16 protein-coding genes are annotated in these 23,690 nt (G+C 46.6%); 9 read left to right on the top strand and 7 right to left on the bottom strand.

Annotated elements, in window-relative coordinates:
* Position 1 precedes the first annotated feature (1 nt).
* The 3 genes from DXA55_RS04510 to DXA55_RS04500 all read right to left on the bottom strand — a co-directional run bounded on the left by DXA55_RS04510 (position 2) and on the right by DXA55_RS04500 (position 1,786).
* On the bottom strand, positions 2–718 hold the full coding sequence (locus DXA55_RS04510; protein WP_055220339.1) for a histidine phosphatase family protein: 717 nt from the start codon (positions 716–718) through the stop codon (positions 2–4).
* Positions 719–870: 152 nt separating this feature from the next.
* Positions 871–1,065: a hypothetical protein gene (locus tag DXA55_RS04505; RefSeq protein ID WP_055220341.1), complete on the bottom strand. Its 195-nt coding sequence runs from the start codon at positions 1,063–1,065 to the stop codon at positions 871–873.
* Between the two features lie 346 nt (positions 1,066–1,411).
* Positions 1,412–1,786 (bottom strand): hypothetical protein, encoded by a 375-nt coding sequence (locus DXA55_RS04500; protein WP_147341994.1) that lies wholly within the window; start codon positions 1,784–1,786, stop codon positions 1,412–1,414.
* 351 nt (positions 1,787–2,137) lie between these two features.
* Between DXA55_RS04500 and DXA55_RS04495 the strand changes: the two genes are divergently transcribed.
* A complete protein-coding gene (locus DXA55_RS04495; protein WP_147341993.1) occupies positions 2,138–3,481 on the top strand; it encodes a hypothetical protein in 1,344 nt (447 codons plus the stop codon).
* Between the two features lie 50 nt (positions 3,482–3,531).
* On the opposite strand, the gene DXA55_RS04490 is transcribed toward DXA55_RS04495, so the two are convergent.
* Together DXA55_RS04490 and DXA55_RS04485 are read right to left on the bottom strand one after the other, a co-directional pair.
* Complete coding sequence (locus DXA55_RS04490) at positions 3,532–5,160, bottom strand: hypothetical protein (protein WP_147341992.1); 1,629 nt, start codon at positions 5,158–5,160, stop codon at positions 3,532–3,534.
* Between the two features lie 302 nt (positions 5,161–5,462).
* Entirely contained in the window at positions 5,463–5,933 is a 471-nt protein-coding gene (locus DXA55_RS04485) for a hypothetical protein (protein WP_055267244.1), read from the bottom strand.
* Between the two features lie 459 nt (positions 5,934–6,392).
* Between DXA55_RS04485 and DXA55_RS04480 the strand changes: the two genes are divergently transcribed.
* The 4 genes from DXA55_RS04480 to DXA55_RS04465 all read left to right on the top strand — a co-directional run bounded on the left by DXA55_RS04480 (position 6,393) and on the right by DXA55_RS04465 (position 13,407).
* Entirely contained in the window at positions 6,393–7,001 is a 609-nt protein-coding gene (locus tag DXA55_RS04480; RefSeq protein WP_055267272.1) for a nucleoside recognition domain-containing protein, read from the top strand.
* 133 nt (positions 7,002–7,134) lie between these two features.
* The gene (locus DXA55_RS04475; protein WP_117813141.1) at positions 7,135–7,839 is read left to right on the top strand and encodes an ABC transporter ATP-binding protein; all 705 of its coding nucleotides are present in this window, start codon (positions 7,135–7,137) and stop codon (positions 7,837–7,839) included.
* A gap of 7 nt (positions 7,840–7,846) precedes the next feature.
* Positions 7,847–12,019, top strand: coding sequence for an ABC transporter permease (locus DXA55_RS04470; protein WP_117813139.1), 4,173 nt, complete (start codon positions 7,847–7,849; stop codon positions 12,017–12,019).
* Positions 12,020–12,294: 275 nt separating this feature from the next.
* On the top strand, positions 12,295–13,407 hold the full coding sequence (locus DXA55_RS04465; protein ID WP_117804487.1) for a Gfo/Idh/MocA family protein: 1,113 nt from the start codon (positions 12,295–12,297) through the stop codon (positions 13,405–13,407).
* 1 nt (position 13,408) lies between these two features.
* Here the strand turns inward: DXA55_RS04465 and DXA55_RS04460 are convergent, their stop codons facing one another.
* Complete coding sequence (locus DXA55_RS04460; protein WP_117801803.1) at positions 13,409–14,281, bottom strand: AraC family transcriptional regulator; 873 nt, start codon at positions 14,279–14,281, stop codon at positions 13,409–13,411.
* Positions 14,282–14,526: 245 nt separating this feature from the next.
* On the opposite strand from DXA55_RS04460, the gene DXA55_RS04455 reads away from it, so the two are divergent.
* Together DXA55_RS04455 and DXA55_RS04450 are read left to right on the top strand one after the other, a co-directional pair.
* Positions 14,527–16,551, top strand: a complete 2,025-nt coding sequence (locus DXA55_RS04455) for a right-handed parallel beta-helix repeat-containing protein (protein WP_117813137.1) — start codon at positions 14,527–14,529, stop codon at positions 16,549–16,551.
* 125 nt (positions 16,552–16,676) lie between these two features.
* A complete protein-coding gene (locus DXA55_RS04450) occupies positions 16,677–18,665 on the top strand; it encodes a right-handed parallel beta-helix repeat-containing protein (protein WP_117813135.1) in 1,989 nt (662 codons plus the stop codon).
* Between the two features lie 86 nt (positions 18,666–18,751).
* Here the strand turns inward: DXA55_RS04450 and DXA55_RS04445 are convergent, their stop codons facing one another.
* Positions 18,752–19,948, bottom strand: coding sequence for a cation:proton antiporter (locus DXA55_RS04445; RefSeq protein WP_055226128.1), 1,197 nt, complete (start codon positions 19,946–19,948; stop codon positions 18,752–18,754).
* Positions 19,949–20,205: 257 nt separating this feature from the next.
* Between DXA55_RS04445 and DXA55_RS04440 the strand changes: the two genes are divergently transcribed.
* Positions 20,206–22,044: a hypothetical protein gene (locus tag DXA55_RS04440; protein ID WP_055220366.1), complete on the top strand. Its 1,839-nt coding sequence runs from the start codon at positions 20,206–20,208 to the stop codon at positions 22,042–22,044.
* 434 nt (positions 22,045–22,478) lie between these two features.
* Positions 22,479–23,408: a calcium/sodium antiporter gene (locus DXA55_RS04435; RefSeq protein WP_022461243.1), complete on the top strand. Its 930-nt coding sequence runs from the start codon at positions 22,479–22,481 to the stop codon at positions 23,406–23,408.
* Positions 23,409–23,690: the final 282 nt, after the last annotated feature.

Below are 23,690 nucleotides of genomic sequence, written 5' to 3'. Positions count from 1 at the left end.
TTTAAAACTGAAATGGATCATTAAAGGCTCCATAGTACGAAACCGGTTCGCCCGCGGAAAGCAGATGATGGACATCGCCGACGGTCTGGCAGCGGAAGTATACTTCGCCCAGCTTGCGTTCCTCGCTTCCGACGATTGTGACGGAAGTCGGTGCCAGGAACATGCCCTGCCAGAGCTGTACCGGCGTCATATTCAGCAGATGCGACAGTGCCACACAGGTGACGCCGAGATGGCAGAAGCAGACGATGACGGCTTCGCGGTTTGTTTCATCCGAAGCGTGATAGCGGTAACCGTCGCGTACATAGCCGTAGCGCGCAAGCAGTGCATCGAGTCCGTCGGTCACAAAATGGTAATTCTCGTCCATGTTTCCGGTCTGCATAATCGGATTTTTCGTCCAGAGATCCTGGTCATAGAGATCCCGGTTTGCATCGAGCACATCCGGCAGAAAATCCCATGGAATCCGGCGTTTTCCCGTTTCCGGGTCAATGACAGGTGCATCAAATTCCCGCAGCCATGGAAGAATTTCGGCTTCGCGGCCTGCATTTTTCAGTGTAAAAGAAGCCGTATCTTTCGCACGGCCAAGCGGAGAACAGTAAAAATCGGTGACATTCCATTTTGCTGTGCGTTTCGAAAGCAGCTCGGCCTCGCGCCAGCCTTTTTCGGTCAGAGAATCAATTTCATAATTTGGTTCGCCGTGGCGGATAAAAATAATTTTCATAACGTTCCTTTCTTCGTATGTCGAAAAAATGGTGGATTTCGACATAGAAAGTAAAATTTCGTCCCGAAAGATCTGTGCCGGAGCATAAAAGAATTCAGAACTAAGAGCATTTCATTCAGTATATCATAAATAGTCAGATTTGTGTGAATTTCTTATCGGCCTCTCCCCCAGTTCAGCTCCCCGTTGGTAAACTCAGCCCAGTTGTACTGCGCCATGTATTCACCATGGTACTGGTTGATCGCGGAAAGTTTTCCCTCGCACCAGTCAAAATAGTCACAGGAGACTTCTTCCGGGCAGATCCACAGGCTTCCTCTGGCGGACGCAACGAGCGTTTCACAATGATACACTTTTAACGAATAAAAATTTGTGAAGCGGAAGCTCCCTTTTTGATACGCTGCATCTTGAGAGAGTAGCTAGTAGCAGTCCTGTAGGTAGGTGCAAACAGGAGAAAAATATGCTATAGTAAAAACAGCGTAAGGGGAAACAAAAAGTAATGCAGCAAGAGGAAAGAGGATGATAAACTGTCGGTCATCATGGTCTGTCTGAACGCTCAAAAAGAAACCCATGATGTATTTCTTCAGATGATGAAGACACTACTTGGTGTTGAAATGCCGGAGAATGAATTTTTGAAATTGATGCATACGTAAAAAAACAGGCACGATTCCCGAAAAAGGTGATTCGTGCCTGCTTTTTTTACTTTTCTACTTCTTCATACTGGTTGCCTTCCGGGTCACGCAGGTTATCATCTACATAAATTTTTCTTCCTTTGGTATCCAGTCTTTCTTTGTAGTCCATAGAGAAGGCACCCAGTGAAGCGGCCAGAAAGCTAAAAACAATCGTCGCTTTAGAAAGGTTCTGTAAAAATTTGAGGGCGCCATAAATAATCAGGTTTTTGTAATACTCCAGCCGCAGTCCTTTTTCAACACCCCGTGCAGTGAGGCGGCAGATAAGCAGAACAACGGCCAGCATAAATGCACCGATAACCAGAAGAAAAATTCCGGCTTCATGATATTTTCCAGGTAAATAGCAGGCACCGATTACGATCATGATCGGGGCAATTAAGGACATAGTAAAAACCATTTCGGCACGAAAGGTAAAAAATCGATACATCAAAAAGATTAAGATTAGGATAGCGATGAAAAGCATATTAGTTTTCTCCTTCGTAATGTTATAAATGATATAAAGCTTTTTTGCAGAAAAAGCAGATGAATTTGTGTGAAAAAATTTTTGCGTATTTTGGCTTTTTCCTGTATAATTAGATCAATGTCGACAGGAAAACAGCATTCTGCCCAAGCCATCGGATATTTGCTGTTGTCCGGAAAGGAACTTTGATACTACATGAGCGATTTTTCACAAAGGCTTGAAAAGGAAATAAAAAATACAGGAAAAACTTTATATTATCTGTCTGAGGCCAGTGGTATGCAGCTGGATTACATTTCTAAAATGAGTAAAGGAAAACGTATTCCAAAAGAAGAAGAGCGCCTGACCTGTCTTCTTGATGCGATGGAATGCACCAGAAATACAAGAGCAGATCTCCTGTTCCTTTATCGCCAGGAAAAAATGGGAAAGAGCCAGTGGCAATGTATGGAAGAACTGATCCGTATTATCCAGCAGGATGTGGTTGAATTTCCTCAAGTCTCTGTTTCTCCAAGTGTTTCAGGAATTCCGGATACGGATATGACGCTGGACAATATCTTTGCAATTTATGCGTGTATTCGAAAAGCAATGATAAATGCTTCCGATTCCACGATTTGCTTATGTACTCCGGAAATTTCACTGGAACATTTACGATATCTTGTTCAGATTATTCATGAAGTGCCCTATCGCAGATTAGAGCATCTTTTTCCTTTGCTGCAGAATCAGACAACGGAAAATACACTGGATAACCTTCGGAAAATATGCAGTCTGAAACCGGCAATGAACTATGAAAACTACAAACCATTTTATTATTACGTTTCTTCTGCTGAGTCCGAGGCGAAAAAAGCAGGCTTACTTCCCAACTGGCTGATCACAGACCATATTGCAATTGGAATCAATTTTCATACGGCGAAAGGAATCATTCTCAGAGATGCGCAACAAATACAATTACTGAAGAATTCCTTTATTCAGGAAAGAAAAATAGCAAAGGAAATGTTGTTTTGCTCTGATTTAAATGCTTATGTAAAAGATGTCAATGTTATGATGAATGAAGGTTATGTAACGCATAACTATTATATTGAATATTCACCATGTCTTCTGCATCTGATTCCGTTAAATGTACTGAAACAGCAGATCATCCTGGATGGAGTGGAAAAAGAACAGCTCTTATCTTCTCTCTTTCAGCGGATCCGGCACATGGAAACGGAAAGTATGGTACATATTTTCTGCATATCTGGCTTACGACAATTAATGGAGCAGGGACGTATTGCGGGCTATCCGGATATGCTTTATAAGCCTCTTGATCCTGCGATGCGCCTGTGGCTGTTGAAAAGTTATTATCAATATATGCTGCACACACCTCATTCCTGCATTTGTGTAAAAGAAAATTTCGTCCAGCTGCCGAAACACATCTCCATTGTATGTAGCTCTAATGTTCATAATGGAATTGCATTTTGGAACAATACAAGTCATGGATTGCAATATTACATTTTAAAAGAATCCGGCTTCTCACAAAAACTATATGAATTTTGCCAGTTTCTGGAGAATGGAAACATGGCATGGTCACAGGAGGAGACGCTGGATATTATTCGAAACATGATTGTGGAATATGGAGGCACCTTATAAACCGCGCTTCCAGGAAAATAAAGGATTCTTTCGGGACAGCTTTTCTCCTGCTATCTCTGGAAGAGCCGGGAGAAAAGCCCCTTCTTTTTTGCCGGGCGGGATGCAGCAGGTACATTTTGATTGATATATTGCTGAAACATGTTTTTTGAATCCTGAATGAGACCATTTAATTGCGCATTCTGACCAGCAGAAAACAGATCACACAATACAACTCCTTTTTGGGCATAGTACAATGCATTTTCCTTTCGCTCCAGTCTCATATTTGCAATTTGGAGCGTTTGATAGATAGGGATTTGATAGACCGGCATTTCTTCCGGAAGCAAAAGATCGCTGTAATGATACAGAAGTAATGAGATTTCTTCCGCTGCTTCCTGGATCTGCTCGGGATTTATATGTTCTTCCTGTACATTCTGAAGATACATAGATCCACATCCGATACAAATGCGGATGAATGCTTTGGACACAGTTTCTCTGATTTGTGGATTTAGAATTTCTGCATTCCATATATATTCGATACTTTCTGCCAGACGCCAGCTCTTCTCGGCCAATTCGGTGCATTTGTGTCCCTGTATTTTTTCTGCTGTTACGACGGAAATGCATGCCAGCATACATTTCAGTTCATTCATCAATAAAATTTCAGCAGTTTTTTCTTTTGGGATTTTTAACTGCATTTCCTGTTCCAGCTTTTCTTGCTGGTGTTCTGTAAAATCCTGTAATTCTTTGATGCTCTCCGGATCGCTGAACTGAGATTCCTCCAAAGTTATTTTGCAGATCATTACCCGGAGCAGATTCTGATAGGTTTCTTTCCAGATTCCCGGTTCTTCTGATTGATTACTGATGGCCATGCATCTTCTGAAAAGATCTGTTTTATCAAAGGCCGACAGATATGGATTGTTGGAAAATTGCAGAATCTGAAAGGCTGTACAATGAAAATTTTCTTTTGCAGCTGCCTGCATCAGGAGCTCGGGATATTTTCGGGCATTCATAGACGCAACAGAAAATTCCTCTGCCTGTTTTTGAGCAGAAAGCAGCATTTTCTTTGGGGCTTTCTGTAGCAAAAATCCATTTTCCGGAAAGAGATTTCCAAAGATATTTTTAAAAATAGCTTGTTGTACTGCTGCTTTCAGTGTCATTGCATGAGAATGCATCTGCGGGCAATCCAGATTTCCGGCGACTGCTGTAATTTCATATTTTTCTTTGAGTGAAAGCAGCGCCGGAACAAGCAGATATTCTGTATCTGTCAGAATTTCCAGACGATGATAGACATCATGGTACGGCGCACCCGCGAGATCTCCCTTGGAAAACAGGAGCTTCGGGAAAAAATTCCAGCAGATACCTTCTAAGGTATGGTCTGTTACCTTTGCCTGCGCCAGCTCATAGATAGAATCATATCCTTCCTGATTGCTTTTTACTGTAACATGGGTATCGGATTGCACAGAATATAATTGACGTTCATAATAATTGGACAGAAAAATTCTGTCGCCCAAGTGATCCCAGGAATACATATAGTCCATATAGGATTCATACACATGGTTTCCAAACATACTTGTCGTTGGTCCGACAAACAGAGAGTTCCACGCTTCGTAAGTATCAAGTTTTTGATTAAAAGCATTTACCATTTTTGCCTGTTCTTCTTTTGTATATTTGGAAGTTTCCGTTCGTTCATTTGTCTTTTGCACAGAAGTTCCGCCTTTGCGGCGTCCGTGCTCAACCAGGAGAAGAAAGATGATTTCTTCTTTTTCCAGAAATTCTATTTCAAAAGAAATATCCCATGATTTTTCATCACAATAGGTTCTGTAATTACTACCTGAATTTATCGCTTTTTGTAATATTTCGGGATCAAGAGTTTCCCATGGAATCGAAACAGGAAAGTCCATATTTTATTTCCTCCAGGTGTCTGCTGATAAAATGATGTTGGAGGCAAAAAATATTTTGCCTCCCTTGTCATCCGATTGCTTTGCATGATATGCTTTGGCAATTCTTATTTTAATACTTTGATAGATACTTTTCCGCCAATTCCAGCCTGACACTGAACTTTTAAGATATCTCCGTCTTTTAAATCCAGATCCAGGTAACCATCACCAGTTTTAAACATGGCACCGGCTAAGGATTTTCCTATTTCGCCGACGGATATTTGTTCTGCGAGGCCGCTGCCTGCAGAAAATCCAATGATGGACCCCATCAGATTGACATTCCCTTTTTTGCTGTCTTTTGCCGGATCTATCATAGAAATACGATGAACGCCAGGAGTTAAGCTGATTTCATATGGAGTCTTAGATGCCTCATATAAAGTTCCTTCTTTTTCGTCATCAATAAAGATGCCTATTTTTGCTTTGGAATTCATCATTTTATTGTACTTGAGTGGATGAAACATTTTGTCCATGACGCTCATGGAAAGATCTTTTGCCATTCGATTGGAATCTTTTACTGTTAATACTAATTTTGCACTCATATTTTCCCTCCTGAAGTCAAGCGTTTCAAGTAATGCGCTCTTGTATTTTGGGCATCGGATTGTTGTTTTGGTATGGAATAGAATGATCCGATTCCAGCTAAAATTTGTGTTTATTATACTATTATTTGAAAAACTATATGAAATAGGCATAAAAATTAGACAAAAAATCAGATGAAAACATAAATTAAACTTTTAATGATTCCTATGATACGATTTTTTAAAAAGAAAATTGATTTTATGGGAAAACAAAACTTATTTTAGAATGGAGAGAAGCGCAGGAGGCTGTGAACGACAGAACAAAAGAAAGAAATGACAGAAAACAGATACCGCGGTGGCAAAGCTGTTCACAAAGCTGGCGGGCGTGACAACGGCGTCTTATCTGTGGGTTGAAACAAAATATCATGAAAAACAGAAAAGAAGCATATCGTATAAAGATAACGGATGAACGCAGGTGAATCCATGAACAGACTCTGGAGCGGTATGCTTCTTCTTGGCATTGCCTACGGTGCTTTTTGCGGAAAACTGCCGGAGGTGACAGACGGTGCGCTGCGCGCTTCAAAAGAGGCAGTTGTGCTGGCAATTTCTCTTCTGGGTGTGACGGGCCTTTGGAGCGGGCTGATGGAGATTGCAAGGAAAGCGGGAATGATCGACAGCCTGGTAAAAAAGATGGGACCGGTCATGCGCTTTTTGTTTCCAAAGGTACCATCGGATCACCCGGCCATCCAATCGGCTGCCACAAATATGATCTGTAATGTATTCGGTCTTGGCGCAGCGGCAACGCCGCCGGGCCTTCTTGCCATGGAACAGTTCGAAGAGCTGGAAGAGGAACGGCGGAAAAACAAAAATCCGGCCGCTGTTCCGAAAGGAACTGCAAACCGGGAAATGTGCACCTTTCTGATTTTAAATATTTCTTCCCTGCAGCTGATACCGGTCAACGTGATTGCATACCGCAGCCAGTATGGCAGCGTGCATCCAACGGCCATTGTCGGACCGGCACTGGCGGCAACGGCAGCAAGCACGGTAGCGGCTGTTTTATTCTGCAAATGTATGGAAAAATGCAAAAGCTGAGAATGCGGTCTGCCCAGGAATATTTATAAAAAAACAGTAAATTCGCCTTCTTAGGACTAGCCGCCGCGGCAACGGCTTGGTACAATAAAGGAAATGAGGGATATTGAATTTTACATAGGAGGAACACAAGAGCATGGCAGGATATGTGAGTCTTCAGGATGTAACCAAGACATACAAAATGGGTGAAGTCACCATCAAGGCCGCGGATGGAATCAGTTTTGATGTGGAAAAGGGTGAGTTTGTGATTGTTGTTGGACCGAGCGGTGCGGGTAAGACGACGGTGCTGAATATTTTAGGCGGAATGGACACAGCGACTTCCGGAAAGGTGCTGGTGGACGGCGCGGAAATCAGCAAATACCGCGGCAAGAAGCTGATCCAGTACCGGCGGGAGGATATTGGATTTGTTTTTCAGTTTTATAATCTGATGCAGAACCTGACGGCGCTCGAGAATGTGGAGCTGGCGATGCAGATTTGTAAGCATCCGCTGGATGCGTCGGAGGTGCTTGAGGAGGTTGGGCTGGAAGAGAGAATGAATAACTTCCCGGCGCAGCTTTCGGGCGGAGAGCAGCAGCGTGTGGCGATTGCGCGTGCGCTGGCGAAGAATCCGAAACTGCTGCTCTGCGATGAGCCGACCGGCGCGCTCGATTATGTGACGGGAAAAGCGATCTTAAAGCTGCTGCAGGATACCTGCCGGGAGAAGGGGATGACGGTCATTGTCATCACTCACAACTCGGCGCTGACACCGATGGCGGACCGCGTGATTAAAATCCGAAACGGAAAAGTGGCGGGAATGAAAACAAATGAGAACCCGACGCCGGTGGAAGAGATAGAATGGTAGGTGGACGATGAGAGCATTTCGAAAAGACTTTATCCGGGAAATCACAAAGAACAAGGGGCGGTTTCTGTCAGTCTTTTTCATCGTGCTTCTTGGCGCGGCGTTTTTCTCGGGCATCCGGTCGGCGGAAGGAGATATGAAGGTTTCGGCGGACCGGTATTATGATGAAGTAAATTATATGGATTTGAAAGTTCTTGGAACGCTGGGGCTGACAGACGATGATCTGGCGGATATCGCGAAGACGGATGGCGTGAAAGCGGTCTACGGCGGAAAAACGGTGGAAGTGCTGCATGACATCGGCGAGAGCGAGCAGGTTGTGAAGCTGATTGCGCTGACGGATGGTGTGAATGAGCCGCGCGTGGTCGAGGGACGGATGCCGGAGAAAGAGGATGAAATTCTTGTTGATACGCAGTTTCTGAAAAGTTCCGGCTGTGAGATCGGAGATCAGGTAACGTTCACTTCCGGAACGGAGGATCCGCTCTCAGATTCGCTGACCGGGGACACGTTTACGATTGTTGGTTCGGCGACACTCCCTTATTATATGGATCTGAACCGGGGAACGGGCTCGATTGGAAACGGAAGCATCAACAGTTTTGCACTGCTGCTTCCGGAGACATTTACCTCGGATCTCTATACAGAGATTTACGTCCAGGCGGACGGCGCACAGGAAGAGGCGAGCTACAGCGATGCGTATGATGAGACGGTGAAGGCTGTACAGACGAAGATTGAAGCGCTCGAGGATGCGGCGTGCGACCGGCGGTATACGGCAGTCAAAACCGAAGGACAGGAAAAGATTGATGATGCAAAACAGCAGGTCGCTGATGCAGAGCAGAAATTAGCGGACGCAAAAACAGAGCTGGATGACGGTGCACAGCAGCTTGCCGACGCGAAAGTGACGATTGCGGACAAAGAGCAGGAACTTCTCGACGGCGAACAGACGTTAAAGGACAAAGAACAGGAGCTTCTTGACGGAAAGCAGACGATTGCTGAGAAAGAACAGGAACTCCTTGACGGAAAACAGACCATTGCAGACAAAGAGCAGGAACTTCTCAGTGCGAAAGCAACCATCGCCGATAAAGAGCAGGAACTGGCATCCGGCAAGGCAACGCTGAAAGATAAAGAGGCGGAACTTGCGAGCGGAAAAGCGACGCTGGAAGCAAAGGCGGCAGAGCTGGAAAGCGGAAAAGCGGAGCTGAATCAGAAAGCCGATGAACTTGCAAGTGGAAAAACCACACTTGAGGCAAAAGCGAAAGAACTTTCCGACGGAAAAGCACAGCTTGCAGAGAAAGAAACAGAACTGGCATCCGGCAAAAAAGAGTTAGAGGAAAAAATGACGCAGCTTTCGGCGGCAAAAACCGAACTGACTCGGAAGCAGACGGAGCTGAATACTGCAAAAGAGCAGCTTTCCGAAAAAGAAACGGAATTGAATATTGCAAAGGAGCAGCTTTCCGCTGCACGCGAGGAACTGGACAACAAGAAAGCAGAAACCGCTGCAGGACGCACACAGTATGAAGCGCAGAAGGCAGCGTATGAAGAACAGAAGAGTCAGTATGAGACAGCCAAGGATCAGTTAGCCCAGATTTCCAGGCAGCTTCCGATGGTGGAGGCTGCGCAGACAGAAGTGACTGGTCAGATCGAGGTGATTGAGGCTCAGCTTGACGGACTGACGGAGGAAGATGAAGCATATGTATCCCTGTTGGAACAGAAAACTGCGCTGGAAGCAAAGCAGACAGAGTTAGCACAGCAGCTTTTCACGATGCAGGAGCAGAAAACATTTCTGGAACAAAACATCGCAGCGTTTGAAGCAGCAAGCGCTGATGCGGAAGCCCGGCTTGCGGCTGCAGAAGCTCAGATTACCGACGCAGAAAGTCAGCTTGCCGCTGCAGATGCACAATTAACAGAAAAAGAGCAGGAATGCGCCGCAGGCGAGGCACAGATTGCTTCTGCAAAAGAAGAACTGGAAAGCGGCGAAGCTCAGATTACAGAGGCTCTTGCCCAGCTTCAGGATGGAGAAGCACAAGCAGAAGCTTATCAGAAACAGATTGAGGATGGCGAAGCCCAGCTTGCATCCGCCAAAGCAGCGATTGCCGACGGAGAAGCTCAGATTGAGACGAATCGCAGTAAATTAAAAGACGGAGAAACTCAGCTTGCGGCTGCCAGAGCCCAGCTTGCTGATGGGGAACAGCAGATTGCATCGTACCGACAGACGATTCAGTCGGGTGAGGCCCAGCTTGCCGCTGCAAAGCAGACAATTTCCAGTGGAGAAAGTCAGCTCGCCGACGCGAAACAGACGATCGCCGATGGCGAAACCCAGTTAGCAGAAGCAAAGCAGACGATCGCCGATGGAGAAAGTCAGCTCGCCGAAGCCAAGCAGACGATTGCCGACGGAGAAACCCAGCTTGCCGACGCGAAACAGGAAATCGCCGACGGAAAAATCTCCCTTGCGGATGTGAAACAGGAAATTGCCGATAAAGAAAAGGAACTTGAGGACAGCAAAGCCGAATATGAAAAAGCAAAAGCCGACGCCGAACCAGAAATCGCGGATGCGAAGCAGGAAATTGCGGACGGTGAGAAAACACTCGCAGACCTGAAAAAACCAACGTGGTACGTCTGGGGACGGAATAAGGTAACGTCAACTGAGAGCTTCGGTCAGGATGCCGGCCGTATCTCGAATATCGGAAAATTCTTCCCGGTTATCTTCTTCCTCGTGGCTGCTCTCGTCAGCCTGACGACGATGACACGAATGATCGAGGAACAGCGTCAGCAGATCGGAACGTTAAAAGCCCTCGGCTATTCCGACGGCGTGATCGCCTTTAAATATTTCGCATACGCGATGCTCTCCACCGTATCCGGCGCTCTCGCGGGCGTGGTGGTTGGAGAAAAAATCCTGCCCTGGGTTATTATGAATGCCTACGGCATGCTGTATACCGGACTTCCGTATTACATGACCCCGCTGAACTGGGAGCAGGGAGGCCTTGCGATTCTGGCGAGTGCAGCCTGCACCGGCGTGGCGACGATCGCGGCATGCTACAAAGAACTCGCCGCAGGTCCGGCAGAGCTGATGCGGCCGGAAGCACCGAAAAACGGCAAACGGATTTTCCTAGAACGCATCGGCGTACTCTGGAAACATCTGAACTTTACGCAGAAATCAACCGTGCGGAATCTGGTGCGGTATAAAAAACGATTCTTCATGACCGTTATCGGAATCGGCGGATGCATGGGTCTGATCCTCGTCGGTTTCGGCCTTCAGGATTCCATCACCGCGATTGCGAAAAACCAGTTCGTCAGCCTCTTCACCTATCAGGCGAATGCTGTGCTGAATTCAGATGTGGATGAATCCGAAAAAGAAGCATTGCAGACCGATCTGGAAAACTACAGCGGCATCGATGAGCTGCTGGAAATGTACTGCCAGAACATCGAACTGCAGACCGACAAAAAGACCGTGGATGCAGTGCTTGAAGTGCCGAAAGAACTGACGAATTTCAATGACTTCTATGCCTTCCGAGACCGGAAAAGCGGAGAAGTTTACGAATTCCCGACCGACGGCGGCGCAGCCATCAGCGAAAAGACAGCAACGATGCTCGGCGTAAAAGCAGGCGACACGGTTCAGCTGAAAAAAGGCGACGATATTGTGGACGTAAAGATTTCGATCATCGTCGAAAACTACGTGCGCCATTACCTGTATCTGGCCCCGGATCTCTACGAGGAGCTGTTCGGCGGAGCGCCGGACTACAACCAGCTTCTGATGAAATACCAGGACACGTCGAGCAATTATGAGACAGCACTCGGAGAAAAAATCATGACGTACGACGGTGTAGCGGCAATCTCGTTCACATCCGACCTGATTGATCAGATTGACAACATGCTTCGTTCCCTCGACATCGTCATCGTGGTGCTGATCGTATCGGCGGGCCTGCTGGCGTTTGTGGTGCTGTACAACCTGAACAACATCAACATCACCGAACGACAGAGAGAGCTGGCAACGCTGAAAGTGCTCGGCTTCTTCGACGGCGAGGTGGCATCGTACGTGTACCGGGAAAACATGGTGCTGACACTGTTCGGCGTTATCGCGGGCATGGGAATTGGAACGTTTTTACATCATTGCGTAATTCAGACCGTCGAGGTCGATCTGATGATGTTCGGACGAAACGTGTTCCCGCGGAGCTACGGCTGGAGCGCCTGATTACCCTGGCGTTTGCCCTGTTCGTCAACTTTATGATGTTCTACCGGTTAAGAAAAATTGATATGATTGAATCGCTGAAAAGCGTGGAGTAAACAACAGAAAAAGGCCGTCCGCGGTGATGCAGAGAATCTGCAGAAACCGTGGGCGGTTTTTTCATTTTGAAAGTGAAATATGAGCCGGAATGCTTGTTTTTTCAGACATTTCGTTGTATAAAAAAGATAAGGGTTTTTATCAGAACAGAATCAAAAAACAAAGAGTAAAGGGGATTTTTACAAATGGGAACAACAGAAACGAAAAAAATGAGAGTCGGCGTTGTCGGCTGCGGAGCGATCAGTGATATTTATCTGACGAACATGATTCATAACTTTGAGAATCTTGAGGTAGCAGCATGCTGCGCAGGCCATCTTGAACATGCGAAAAAGAAAGCAGAGCAGTATGGCATCAAGGGCTGTACCTACGAGGAAATTCTGGCAGACCCGTCGATTGAAATGGTAGTCATTCTGACACCGGCACCGACCCACGAGGGGCTGATCCGTCAGGCACTGGAAGCCGGAAAACACGTTTACACTGAAAAAACAATGACCCTCGCACCGGAAACGGCAGCGAAACTGATCGAGCTGGCAGAGGAGAAACATCTCTATCTCGGTTCCGCACCGGACACCTTCCTTGGATCGGCACTGCAGACCGCAAGAAAAGCGATCGACGACGGGCTGATCGGCGAGGTGACATCTTTCGAAGCATGCGCAAACCGCGATCTTGATTTACTGGCGAGCATCTTCCGTTTTCTGCGGATGCCGGGCGGCGGTATCTGCTACGATTTCGGTGTTTATTATCTGACCGCAATTGTGAGTCTTTTTGGTCCGGTGGATCGCGTTGTATCGTCCGTGCGAAACCTTGCGGCGAAGCGTGTGAACATCATTCCGGGCAGCCCGGAATACGGACAGGAATTTGACTATACAAACGAAAGTCAGGTCTTTACCATTCTGGAAATGAAAAACGGTGTGACCGGTACATTCTGCGTCAATGGTGACAGCGTCATCAATGATCAGGCGGTATTCACCATTTACGGTAAAAAAGGTATCTTAAAGCTTGTTGATCCGAACAATTTCGGCGGCGATGTTGTCTATATTCCGGGTGTAAAAGACTGGACACAGCAGGCTGTTCCGGAAGTTTTACATTATGGCTTTGATTACAGCGAAAACAGCCGTGGTCTTGGCCCGTCTGAGATGGCAGAAGCAATTGCCGAGGGCAGACCAAACCGTGCGAGTGCCAAAATGGCATATCACGTACTCGATACGATCGATCAGATTATGAAGAGTGCGGAAACGGGTGCATTTGAGAAGGTTCCATCCACCTGCGAAAGACCGGAGGCCATGCCGAATTCATAGTCTATTTCTGATAGGATTGCAGGTACATCTGACGGAAGTCGGTAGGGCTTACATTTTTTGATTTCAAAAAGACTCTGTTAAACGTAGAAATACTGTTAAAACCGGATTCGAGCGACACTTCGGTGATCGTGAGATCCGGTTTTTTTAACAGGTTTTCGGCGATATGGAGCCGTTCCCTGGTGACGAAATCCGTGAAGGAGAGGCCGGTGTATGCGCGGAACAGCTTGGAAAAATGGCAGCGGGAGAATCCGGCGACTTTTGATGCTTCTTCCAGGGAAACCGGTTCGGTGCAGTGACTTGAGATCCAGGTACATGCAGCAACCATCTGGCGGTGTACCTGTGCGGAATGGCCTGTTTTTTGCGGTGCGGCAGTTTCGGTCGGCACGGAGAGATTTTCGCCGAGCAGAATAAAAAACTGATATAGCAGAACGCATCCGCGCAGTTCGGAAAAACTGATACCGGAGAGGGAGAGCCTGCGAAGCTCTGTCAGAAATCCGCGAAGCTTTTCGATTTCCGGGAAGTTGTTCGCATTCAGAAGACGGATCTGATAAAAAAGATAAGCAACAGACTGGAAATCCACGCGTTTTTCCAGAAAATCTGCATCGAGCTGAAGCATGATCAGACGATGTTCTCTGTTGGTTGTGGAAACAGCGTGCAGCTCGCCAGGCCAGATAAAGAGAAGATCACCGGGCTTCAGCGGAAAGGCTTCTCCGTTTACTTCATAGATAATGCCGTCATCCTGTGCAAGCACAATTTCAATATAGTGATGCCAGTGCAGACCGAAATAGGCGGGGACATGCGAAATAGAGATATCGTAAACATAGCTGTTAGCAAAATGATTGTTTTCGAAAAAAGAAGTCGAATCGTTTTTCATGGCAAAAGAATCCTCCGTATCTGATAAATGGTATTATACAACAGAAGAGAGAAAAAATATAGAAAAAATCGAAACATCTGGGCAATGATCGGCAATATATAAGTAGTGTTTTACGAGGATCTGTATTATGGTTAAGATATGAAAATTGTGAAGAACGGCAGAAATCGGAAAAAGAGTAATGTGATTTTGGCGAAAATTCACAATAAAAGTTTATGAAAAGTGAAGAAGTGAGAGGTAAGCGAAAAATGCAGATTTATGTAGATGGAAATGCTGTACGAAGCGGAAATGGGCAGAAGGAATATCCATTTCAGACGATTTCCGAGGCGGCAAAAATTGCAAGGCCCGGCGACGAGGTGCTTGTAGCGCCTGGCGTATATCGGGAATATGTAGATCCGGCGAATGCGGGATGTGAGGATGCAAGAATTGTGTACCGTTCTGTGGAACCGGGAAAAGCTGTGATTACCGGTGCGGAAATTGTGGATAACTGGGAGCATTTGGAAGGTGATGTGTGGACAGCGCGCGTTTCGAACGGATTGTTTGGGGATTACAATCCATATACGACACTGGTCAGCGGTGACTGGTTTATCGCATCCTACACGGCGCACACCGGAGAAGTGTATCTGAATGGAAAATCCATGTATGAGGTGACGAGCCTAGACAAGGTGAAAAAGCCGGAGATCTATAAAAAATCCTGGGATCAGGCATTCACGGTTTACACCTGGTATGTGGAGCAGGACGAAGAAAAAAATGAGACCGTTTTCTATGTGAATTTTCAGGGAAAAAATCCGAACGAAGAAACCGTAGAAATCAATGTGCGTGAGAATTGCTTTTATCCATCGAAGGAGGGCATCGGCTACATCACACTGTCCGGCTTTGTTGTAAAACAGGCGGCAACCCAGTGGGCTCCGCCGACGGCATATCAGGAAGGTATGGTTGGCCCGCACTGGTCAAAGGGATGGATCATTGAGGATTGTGAAATTTCAGATTCGAAGTGCTCGGGTATTTCCCTTGGAAAATACAGACAGCCGAACAATGATAATAAATGGCTCAAATGGAAATTCAAAGACGGCACACAGACGGAGCGTGACTGTATCTGCCAGGCGCAGCGGGAGGGATGGACGAAGGAAAATATCGGAAGTCATATCATCCGCCGGTGCAACATCCATGACTGTGGACAGACGGGTATTGTAGGCCACTTAGGTGGTGTGTTCTCGATTATTGAGGATAACCACATTCACCATATCAATAATAAACAGAACCTTGCGGGTGCGGAGATCGGCGGCATCAAGATGCATGCAGCAATCGATGTGATCATTCGAAGAAACCATTTCCATCACTGTACGAGAGGCCTCTGGCTCGACTGGCAGGCACAGGGCACACGTGTTACGCAGAACCTGTTCCATGACAATACGCTGCCGAACGAGGAAAATGCAAATCCAGAGGGGATGGACGGTATCGGCGAGGATATCTTTATTGAAATTTCCCACGGACCGACACTGGTGGACAATAACGTACTGCTTTCGGACCGCGCGATGAAGCTGGCAACACAGGGTGTTGCGGTAGTACATAACCTGATCGCGGGATCGTTTACTGCTGTCGGCCGCGGTGTCAACAATGGCTCCGACAAGCTGCCGTCGCCACGCTACACACCGTACCATGTGCCGCATCGCACAGAGATCAACGGATTTATGACGGTTCTTCACGGTGACTGCCGGTTCTACAATAATATCTTCATCCAGAAGCCGGTTCGTGCGGGAATGGAAGAAATCCGTAAACTGACCGGAGATAATGAGTGGGATGACGGAAATCTGACAGCAGGAACCGTGCCGTACAGCGGATATCCGACGCTGGAGGAGTACGTGGCAAGATTTGAGGGCTACTGCGGAATGGGCTCCGGAAAGTCGCCGGATCTGTATTACGAGAAGCTGCCGGTATGGCTTGGCGGCAACGTTTACTTCAATGGGGCGAAGCCGGCAGAGCAGGAACAGGACGCTGTAGTGGATACCGAGCATGAAATCACCATCGGTGTAAAAGAAGAGAACGGAAAATGGAAACTGGAGACCAATGTTTACGATTATCTGCCGCAGAATGCCTGTGCAGTGATCTCAACGGAGACGCTTGGCATGGCATTTGAGCCGGAACAGAAATATGAGAATCCGGATGGAACGCCGATCGTGTTCCGATATGACTACTTCGGAAACCGTCAGGGCATTCATCCGCTGCCGGGCCCGTTTGCATCAAAAGAGGCTGCGGAAGAAGCATTAGCATAAAGAAATTCTATAGACCCGCAAAAAAATAGCGTAAAAAATTCAGCGCCGCAGAGAGTGAATGATTGCGTCACAGCCTTTTTTGCAGTGTTTTCGGGTTTTACTATAACAAAAAGGAGTATAGAGAAATGATTTACTATGTCAATAATTCCGCTCCGAAGAATGGAAACGGAACAAAAGAGATGCCGTTCAAGTTCATCAACGATGCGGCAAAAATTGCAAAGGCAGGAGATGAAGTTCTGGTTGCACCTGGTATTTACCACGAATATGTTGATCCGGTCAACGGCGGAACCGAGAATGCAAGAATCGTCTATAAGAGTGAGAAGCCGCTCGGCGCAAAGATCACCGGTGCGGAAACGATGAATGACTGGGAGCATTACAAAGATAATGTGTGGGTATGCCGTGTAGACAACGGAGTTTTTGGCAATTATAACCCATACACGACAATGGTCGGCGGTGACTGGTATTTTGCACCGGTGGTACGCCATACCGGCGCGGTTTATCTGAATGACCGCCAGTTATACGAGGCAGAGACGCTCGAGGAGTGTATCAAGGGCGAGGTTTATGCGCCGTCCTGGGAGCCGGAGTGGTCGGTTTACAAATGGTATACCGAGCAGGACAAAGAGAAAAATCAGACGGTCATCTACGCAAACTTCCAGGGTAAAAACCCGACGGAGGAAAAAGTAGAAATCAACGTGCGCCGGAACTGCTTTATGCCGTCGAAAACAGGCGTAAATTACATTACGTTCAGTGGATTTGATGTCAGCAAGGCAGCAACGACATGGGCGCCGCCGGCTGCTTATCAGGACGGTATGATCGGTCCGCACTGGTCGAAGGGATGGATTATTGAGGACTGTGAGGTCAGCAACAGCAAGTGCTGCGGTATTTCGCTCGGAAAATATTACGATCCGGAGAACGACCATTACTTTACCAGAAAACACGTAAAAAGCCCGACCCAGATGGAGCGTGATGCTGTGTGCCGCGGCCAGTATCACGGCTGGACGAAGGAGAACATCGGAAGCCATATCATCCGCCGCTGCCACATCCATCACTGTGAGCAGACCGGTATTGTCGGACGGATGGGCGGTGTGTTCAGTATCATTGAGGACAACCACATTCACAACATCAACAATATGCAGCAGCTTGGCGGAGCCGAGATTTCCGGTATCAAGATGCATGCAGCGATCGATGTTGTGATGAGAAGAAATCACATTCATCATTGTACGATGGGCATCTGGTGCGACTGGGAGGCACAGGGAACACGCCTGACCCAGAACCTGCTGCACGACAACTGCCCGCCGGAGGGAACACCAAAAGCAGAGGGCGCAATGATGAGTCAGGATATTTTCATCGAGGTTGGCCATGGTCCGACACTGATCGATAACAACATTATGCTCTCACCGGTCAGCGTTCGTATGGCGACCGATGGTATTGCCTGCGTACACAATCTGATGCTTGGCTCATTAACTGCAGTTGGCGGCGGAACAGGAGACCGTTACACGCCGTATCACATCCGTCACCGTACCGAGGTTGCCGGATTCATGACATTCCTGCATGGCGATGACCGGTTCTACAACAACATCTTTATCCAGAATTACCCGGTTGAGGAAACAGAAACGGTTGAGGACATGGGCTTCAAGATGGAGGATAACCAGGAGGTCGGAACGCATGTGTTCGACGAGTATCCGACCTATGACGAGTGGATCAGCCACTTTGAGCTGGATAAACCGGCCGACATGAGCAAGCTGGAGCCGTATCACAATAAATGCCATCTGCCGGTTTGGGTAAACGGAAACGCTTACTTTAACGGAGCAAAGGCGTGTGTGAATGAAAAAGAGAATCTTATGGATAACGAGAACCAGGTTAAGGTGGAACTTGTGGAAAAAGACGGCCACTATTCCATCAAGACGAACGTGTATGAGTTCCTGAAGGATTTCCGGACGGGAATTATCAACAGTGATATTTTAGGATACGCCTTCGAGCCGGAGCAGAGATTCGAAGATCCGGACGGAAGCACGATTATCTTCGATCAGGATTATCTCGGCGAGCACCGCGGCGTGGCAGCAATGCCGGGACCGTTTGCGGATGGAGCTGAGGCAGAGAAGATTCTGTGGTAGAAGAAATCAGAACTTACCGGTTGATACGAAAAAAACAGGGCGCTGTGCAGGAAATGGCACAGCGCCCTGTTTTGGTAAAAGGAAAGTCAGGATGCCTTTGCAGAATCTTTTGCCGTCGGCATTTTCGCGTATAAGATTTTCAGTATAATCGGTGTTGCAACACTCGAGAAGAGAATCAGCAGAATCACGGCACTGAAGAAATCGCCGGATAAAAAGCCTGCATTCAGACCCTTTTGCGCGACGATCAGACAGACTTCACCGCGGGTCATCATACCGACACCGATTTTCAGGCTGTCGCCCCAGGTAAAGCCGCATCCCTTTGACATCAGGCCACAGCCGATGATTTTTGCGACAAGGCCGACGATGACGAAACAGATGGCAAAGAGTACGAATTTCTCGTTCATGCCGCTGAGCGTTGTTTTGAGTCCGATACTTGCAAAGAAAATCGGTCCGAAAATCATATAGGAGCTGATATCCATTTTTTCTTCGATGTAATCGGAAGAATCGAGGGAACACAGGATAACGCCCGCAACGTATGCACCGGTAATATCGGCGATGCCGAAATATTTTTCGGAAATGTAGGACAGTCCGAAGCAGAGTGCAAGACCCAGAATCGGGAGACGGCGGGTGTGCGGAAATACGGAGTTCATGCGGTTGAACAGCTTAAAGCAGAGAAAACCGAGCACAATCGCAAGGGCAAAAAACAGAATGGTGGAGGCTGCTACTTTCAGCGGATTGGATGTCGGATCTTTAAAACCGATGACAACAGTCAGCACAATGATACCAATGACATCGTCGATGATGGCTGCATTTAAGATGGTTGTTCCAACCTCTGTTTTCAGCTTGCCGAGTTCTTTCAAGGCCTGTACGGTGATGCTGACCGATGTTGCAGTCAGAATAACACCGATAAAAACAGCGTGGTAAAATTCTTCCGTTCCGACAGCAGAGAAGCCATAAAAGCTCATGTATAAGATGGCTCCAAGAACGAGAGGAACAAAAACACCGGCACAGGCGATCAGCAGGGATTTCACTCCGGTGCGGAGCAGATCCTTCAGGCTGGTGCCAAGACCTGCGGAGAACATCAGCAAAATGACACCGATCTCCGCCATCTGTGCGAGAAAGTCAGACTGCTGAACGAGTCCCAGCACACTGGGTCCAAGGACAATACCGGCAATCAGCTCGCCCACAACCTGCGGAGCCTTGCATTTTCTGGCAAGAATACCAAACAATTTTGCGAATACGATAATGATTGCCAGGTCTTTTAAAATGACATACGTATCCATGAAAAAGATACCCCCTTTTATGAAGTTTATGTATGTGTCGGCAGCTTGAAAGAGCAATGCCGGAGTTTGATACGCATACATTTTCAGTATAGCAAAAATTGAGAAAAAATACTATCGGCAAGAAAGAAAAAATAAAGTAAAACGGAAAAAGAGATATAGAAAAGAGCATGTAGATATAGTATGATCAAAGCAGCAAATAAATTTTACATGGAGTTCAAAAAGCGGGATCAAAGAAAAAACGAAAGGGGAAATAAAAAATGAGAGTTGGGAACGTGAAAGAAATTGTATTTTCCAAAGATCCAAAACAGATGAACTGGCTGCGGGAGGATTTCCCATACGCCGAGGTAAAATGCCCGCCGGAGTTTTCGGCTGAGGTGCAGAATGAGAAAAACGGAGATGTGCTGACAACGAAGATTGTGGTTTCTTACAACGGTGCGCATCCGTATTTTACAAATGCCGGAAGTATTGGGGTTTCATTTCCGTTGCAGGACCGCTACACGGACAGTGTGACCTGCCGTGACTATCGGTGCCATGCACATGTTTTCTGTGGGGAGAATACCAGTTATATTATGGCGCTCCGCATGGGCGGTGCGGCTCCGCATATGGGAATGGTGCTCACAAAAGGCAGTCTTTCCGCTTACAGCGTGGAGCGCGATCTGAAACTGCAGAGCAATGACAGAGGCTGCTTCTGGCTGCACCCGTCCGCACAGGAATTTGCGCCGGGAGATACAATGAAGCTGGAGTGGAAAGTATTTCCGCATCAGGGACGCGAAGATTTCCGGGAGAAATTAAGAGCATTTTCCCAGGTGATTCTGGTGGATGCGGAGCAGTATGTGATTTATCCGGGAGAGACGAGTAAGGTAACCATTGAACCGGTATTTCAGGCAGAAAATGTAACGGTAAACGGAACATCGCTGGAAAAGACGGAAAATGGTGTTTATGAATATCTGTTTGAAAATGAAAAAACAGGGGAGTATGTACTTTCGATCTGTGCCGACGAGGTGAAAACCACCTGCCGTCTTCTCGTGCAGGAGCGGCCGGAAACACTGGCTGCAAAACGGTGTGCGTTTATTGTTGATCACCAGCAGTATCATGGAAAGATCAAAGAACTGCAGGGCGCATATCTGCCGTATGATAACGAAGAAAAAATTCTCGTCTGCACGCCGGAAAACGATTTCAATGCCGGACGGGAGCGTACCGGTATGGGTGTGCTGATTGCACGGGCACTGCAGCAGAATCTTTTAAAAGACCGGGAAAAAGCGGAGCAGAGTCTTCGTGAGTACCATGCATTCTATCTTCGCGAGCTGGTAAATGCAGCAACAGGTCTTGTTTGCAACTGTTCCGGAAAGGACAACAGCTATTTCCGGCTTTACAACTACCCATGGGCAGTGACATTCTTTCTTGAATGCTGGAAGCTGTGGGGAGAAAAAGAAAATCTGAAGACAGCAGTTCGTATCACAGAAAAATTTTATGAACAGGATGGATTCCGTTTTTATCCGATTGAAATGCCGATTGTGATGCTCTGTCAAGAGCTGGAAAAAGCAGGAGAACAGGAGGATCTGAAAACAGTAAGAGATCTGTTCCGACGTCATGCTGATCAACTGATTGAGATTGGAACGGCTTATCCGGCTTCGGAAGTAAATTACGAGCAATCGATCGTACAGCCGGCGGCCGAAGTTATTCTTCAGGTTTACGAAGTGACCGGGGAAGAAAAATACCTGCGCGGAGCCGAGCAGCAGATCGCCGTTCTCGAACTTTTCGACGGACAGCAGCCGGACTACCATCTGCATGAAACCGCAATCCGCCACTGGGACGGCTACTGGTTCGGAAAACGCAGAGTCTTCGGCGACACCTTCCCACACTATTGGAGCGCAGAAAACGGTCGAACCTTCAAGCGCTACGCCCGCCTGACCGGAAACGAAGAATATAATATTCGCGGTGAGCATTCCCTGCGCGGCGTGCTGTCCATGTTCTTTGAGGATGGAACAGCGACCTGTGCGTACCTGTATCCGTATTCCGTCAACGGTCAGAAAGCCGATTTTGCCGATCCGTATGCCAATGACCAGGACTGGGGATTGTGCATGAACCTGGAATAAAGAATGACCAGAACCTTCAAACTGAAATCATACAGAGTGATTCAGTTTGGAGGTTTTTTGGATTTGCAGAAGATGGATTCCGGCATGGTGTAAGAATAATGATATGATTTTCCTCAATGATGATGTAATAAAACCAGAATCAGACAAAGGATTTGTGAAAATCAAAAGGGTATGGAAACAATCCATACTCTATTTTTTCTTTTAAAAAGAGAAATAAAAAACGTTGACGAAAAAAAAGAAATTTGATAAACTGGAAAAATAAAAGGGAGTAGCTAGCCAACCGTGTTCACTTCTTCGTCAGTACAGCTATTGATATTCAATAACTCGGAAAGTGATTAAATAGCGAGACTTTTACTGTAGATGCAGTAGGAGTCTCTTTTTTATGCCTATAACACCTGCTGCAAAGAATGCAAAAGAAAGAGAGGAAGATATGTATGATGTTACAGGCAGGGATTTTGATAGTGGGTTTCCTTTTTCTGGTAAAAGGAGCAGACTGGTTTGTGGAAGGGTCTGCAAGCATAGCAAGAAAGTTTGGAATTCCCCAGCTGATTATCGGACTTACCATTGTTGCAATGGGAACGAGTATGCCGGAGGCTGCTGTGAGTATTACTGCAGCGATGCAGCAGAACGCAGGAATTACGATAGGAAATGTGGTTGGAAGTAATATCTTGAATATTTTTATTATTCTCGGACTTACGGCATTGATAACAAATGTGGCAATACAAAGGTCTACCTTGTTTTATGAAATACCGTTTATGATGTTTGTTACGGTAGTTTTAATGATATGCGGAATGACAGGAGGAAAAGTAACGTTTGCCGAGGGCATAGTCTTATGGGTACTGTTTCTTGTATATCTTGGATATTTGTTTGTAATGTCAAAAAAAGGGGAAAATCCGGAAGAGGAGGAAGCGAAAAATTATCCTGTCTGGAAATGTCTTCTTTTGATGGTGGCAGGCGGCGTCCTGGTTGTAAAAGGAAGTGATTTTGCCGTCAGCGGGGCAACCGAGATTGCACGATACTTTGGAATGAGTGAGCGTTTTATCGGACTGACGATTGTTGCTCTCGGAACATCTCTTCCAGAGCTGGTAACATCTGTGACAGCGGCAAAAAGAGGAAATGCAGGGATTGCAATCGGAAATATTGTCGGAAGCAATATTTTTAACATTTTATTTGTAATTGGAACAGCCGCACTGATCTGTCCTGTGCCATTTGAAACTAAATTTATTGTAGACACAGGAATCGCAATTCTGGCAGGTCTGGTTTTATGGATTGGGACGTACAAGAACAGGGAATTACGGAAAACGTGTGGTGTCGTTATGCTTTTATGCTATGCAGGATATTTTGCATATTTATGTGTGGTATAGGATGAACCATTTTTGATGAAACCATTATTTAAGCACCGACCATTTGGCCGGTGCTTTTGAAGTGCATTCAAAGCTATGCGAAACGGAAGAAAAAATCAAGAATCATGCTAGAATCTAGTACATCGTTTTGTAAATAACTATACCAATCACGCAGGATGCAGATTCGAGTGTGCAGGTATAAAAATGTAGGCGTAGCGGGCTACGCCGAGGCTTTTATGCCTGTGCAATCAGATTTGCAGACAAGTGAGTGGTATAGTTATTTCGAAAACGATGTACTAGCTT

The sequence above is a fragment of the Blautia sp. OF03-13 genome (genome assembly GCF_003460685.1).
In the GTDB taxonomy this organism is placed as follows: Bacteria; Bacillota; Clostridia; order Lachnospirales; family Lachnospiraceae; genus Fusicatenibacter; species Fusicatenibacter saccharivorans.
Note: the sequence above shows the minus strand (reverse complement) of the source record. Positions and strands in the feature narration are given on the sequence as shown.

Bases quoted from the DNA above. Each gene is read 5' to 3' on its own strand.
- DXA55_RS04510 (WP_055220339.1), bottom strand. From the start codon at position 718: ATGAAAATTATTTTTATCCGCCACGGCGAACCAAATTATGAAATTGAT.
- DXA55_RS04500 (WP_147341994.1), bottom strand. From the start codon at position 1,786: ATGTCCTTAATTGCCCCGATCATGATCGTAATCGGTGCCTGCTATTTA.
- DXA55_RS04495 (WP_147341993.1), top strand. From the start codon at position 2,138: ATGCAGCTGGATTACATTTCTAAAATGAGTAAAGGAAAACGTATTCCA.
- DXA55_RS04485 (WP_055267244.1), bottom strand. From the start codon at position 5,933: ATGAGTGCAAAATTAGTATTAACAGTAAAAGATTCCAATCGAATGGCA.
- DXA55_RS04480 (WP_055267272.1), top strand. From the start codon at position 6,393: ATGAACAGACTCTGGAGCGGTATGCTTCTTCTTGGCATTGCCTACGGT.
- DXA55_RS04475 (WP_117813141.1), top strand. From the start codon at position 7,135: ATGGCAGGATATGTGAGTCTTCAGGATGTAACCAAGACATACAAAATG.
- DXA55_RS04470 (WP_117813139.1), top strand. From the start codon at position 7,847: ATGAGAGCATTTCGAAAAGACTTTATCCGGGAAATCACAAAGAACAAG.
- DXA55_RS04465 (WP_117804487.1), top strand. From the start codon at position 12,295: ATGGGAACAACAGAAACGAAAAAAATGAGAGTCGGCGTTGTCGGCTGC.
- DXA55_RS04460 (WP_117801803.1), bottom strand. From the start codon at position 14,281: ATGAAAAACGATTCGACTTCTTTTTTCGAAAACAATCATTTTGCTAAC.
- DXA55_RS04455 (WP_117813137.1), top strand. From the start codon at position 14,527: ATGCAGATTTATGTAGATGGAAATGCTGTACGAAGCGGAAATGGGCAG.
- DXA55_RS04450 (WP_117813135.1), top strand. From the start codon at position 16,677: ATGATTTACTATGTCAATAATTCCGCTCCGAAGAATGGAAACGGAACA.
- DXA55_RS04445 (WP_055226128.1), bottom strand. From the start codon at position 19,948: ATGGATACGTATGTCATTTTAAAAGACCTGGCAATCATTATCGTATTC.
- DXA55_RS04440 (WP_055220366.1), top strand. From the start codon at position 20,206: ATGAGAGTTGGGAACGTGAAAGAAATTGTATTTTCCAAAGATCCAAAA.
- DXA55_RS04435 (WP_022461243.1), top strand. From the start codon at position 22,479: ATGATGTTACAGGCAGGGATTTTGATAGTGGGTTTCCTTTTTCTGGTA.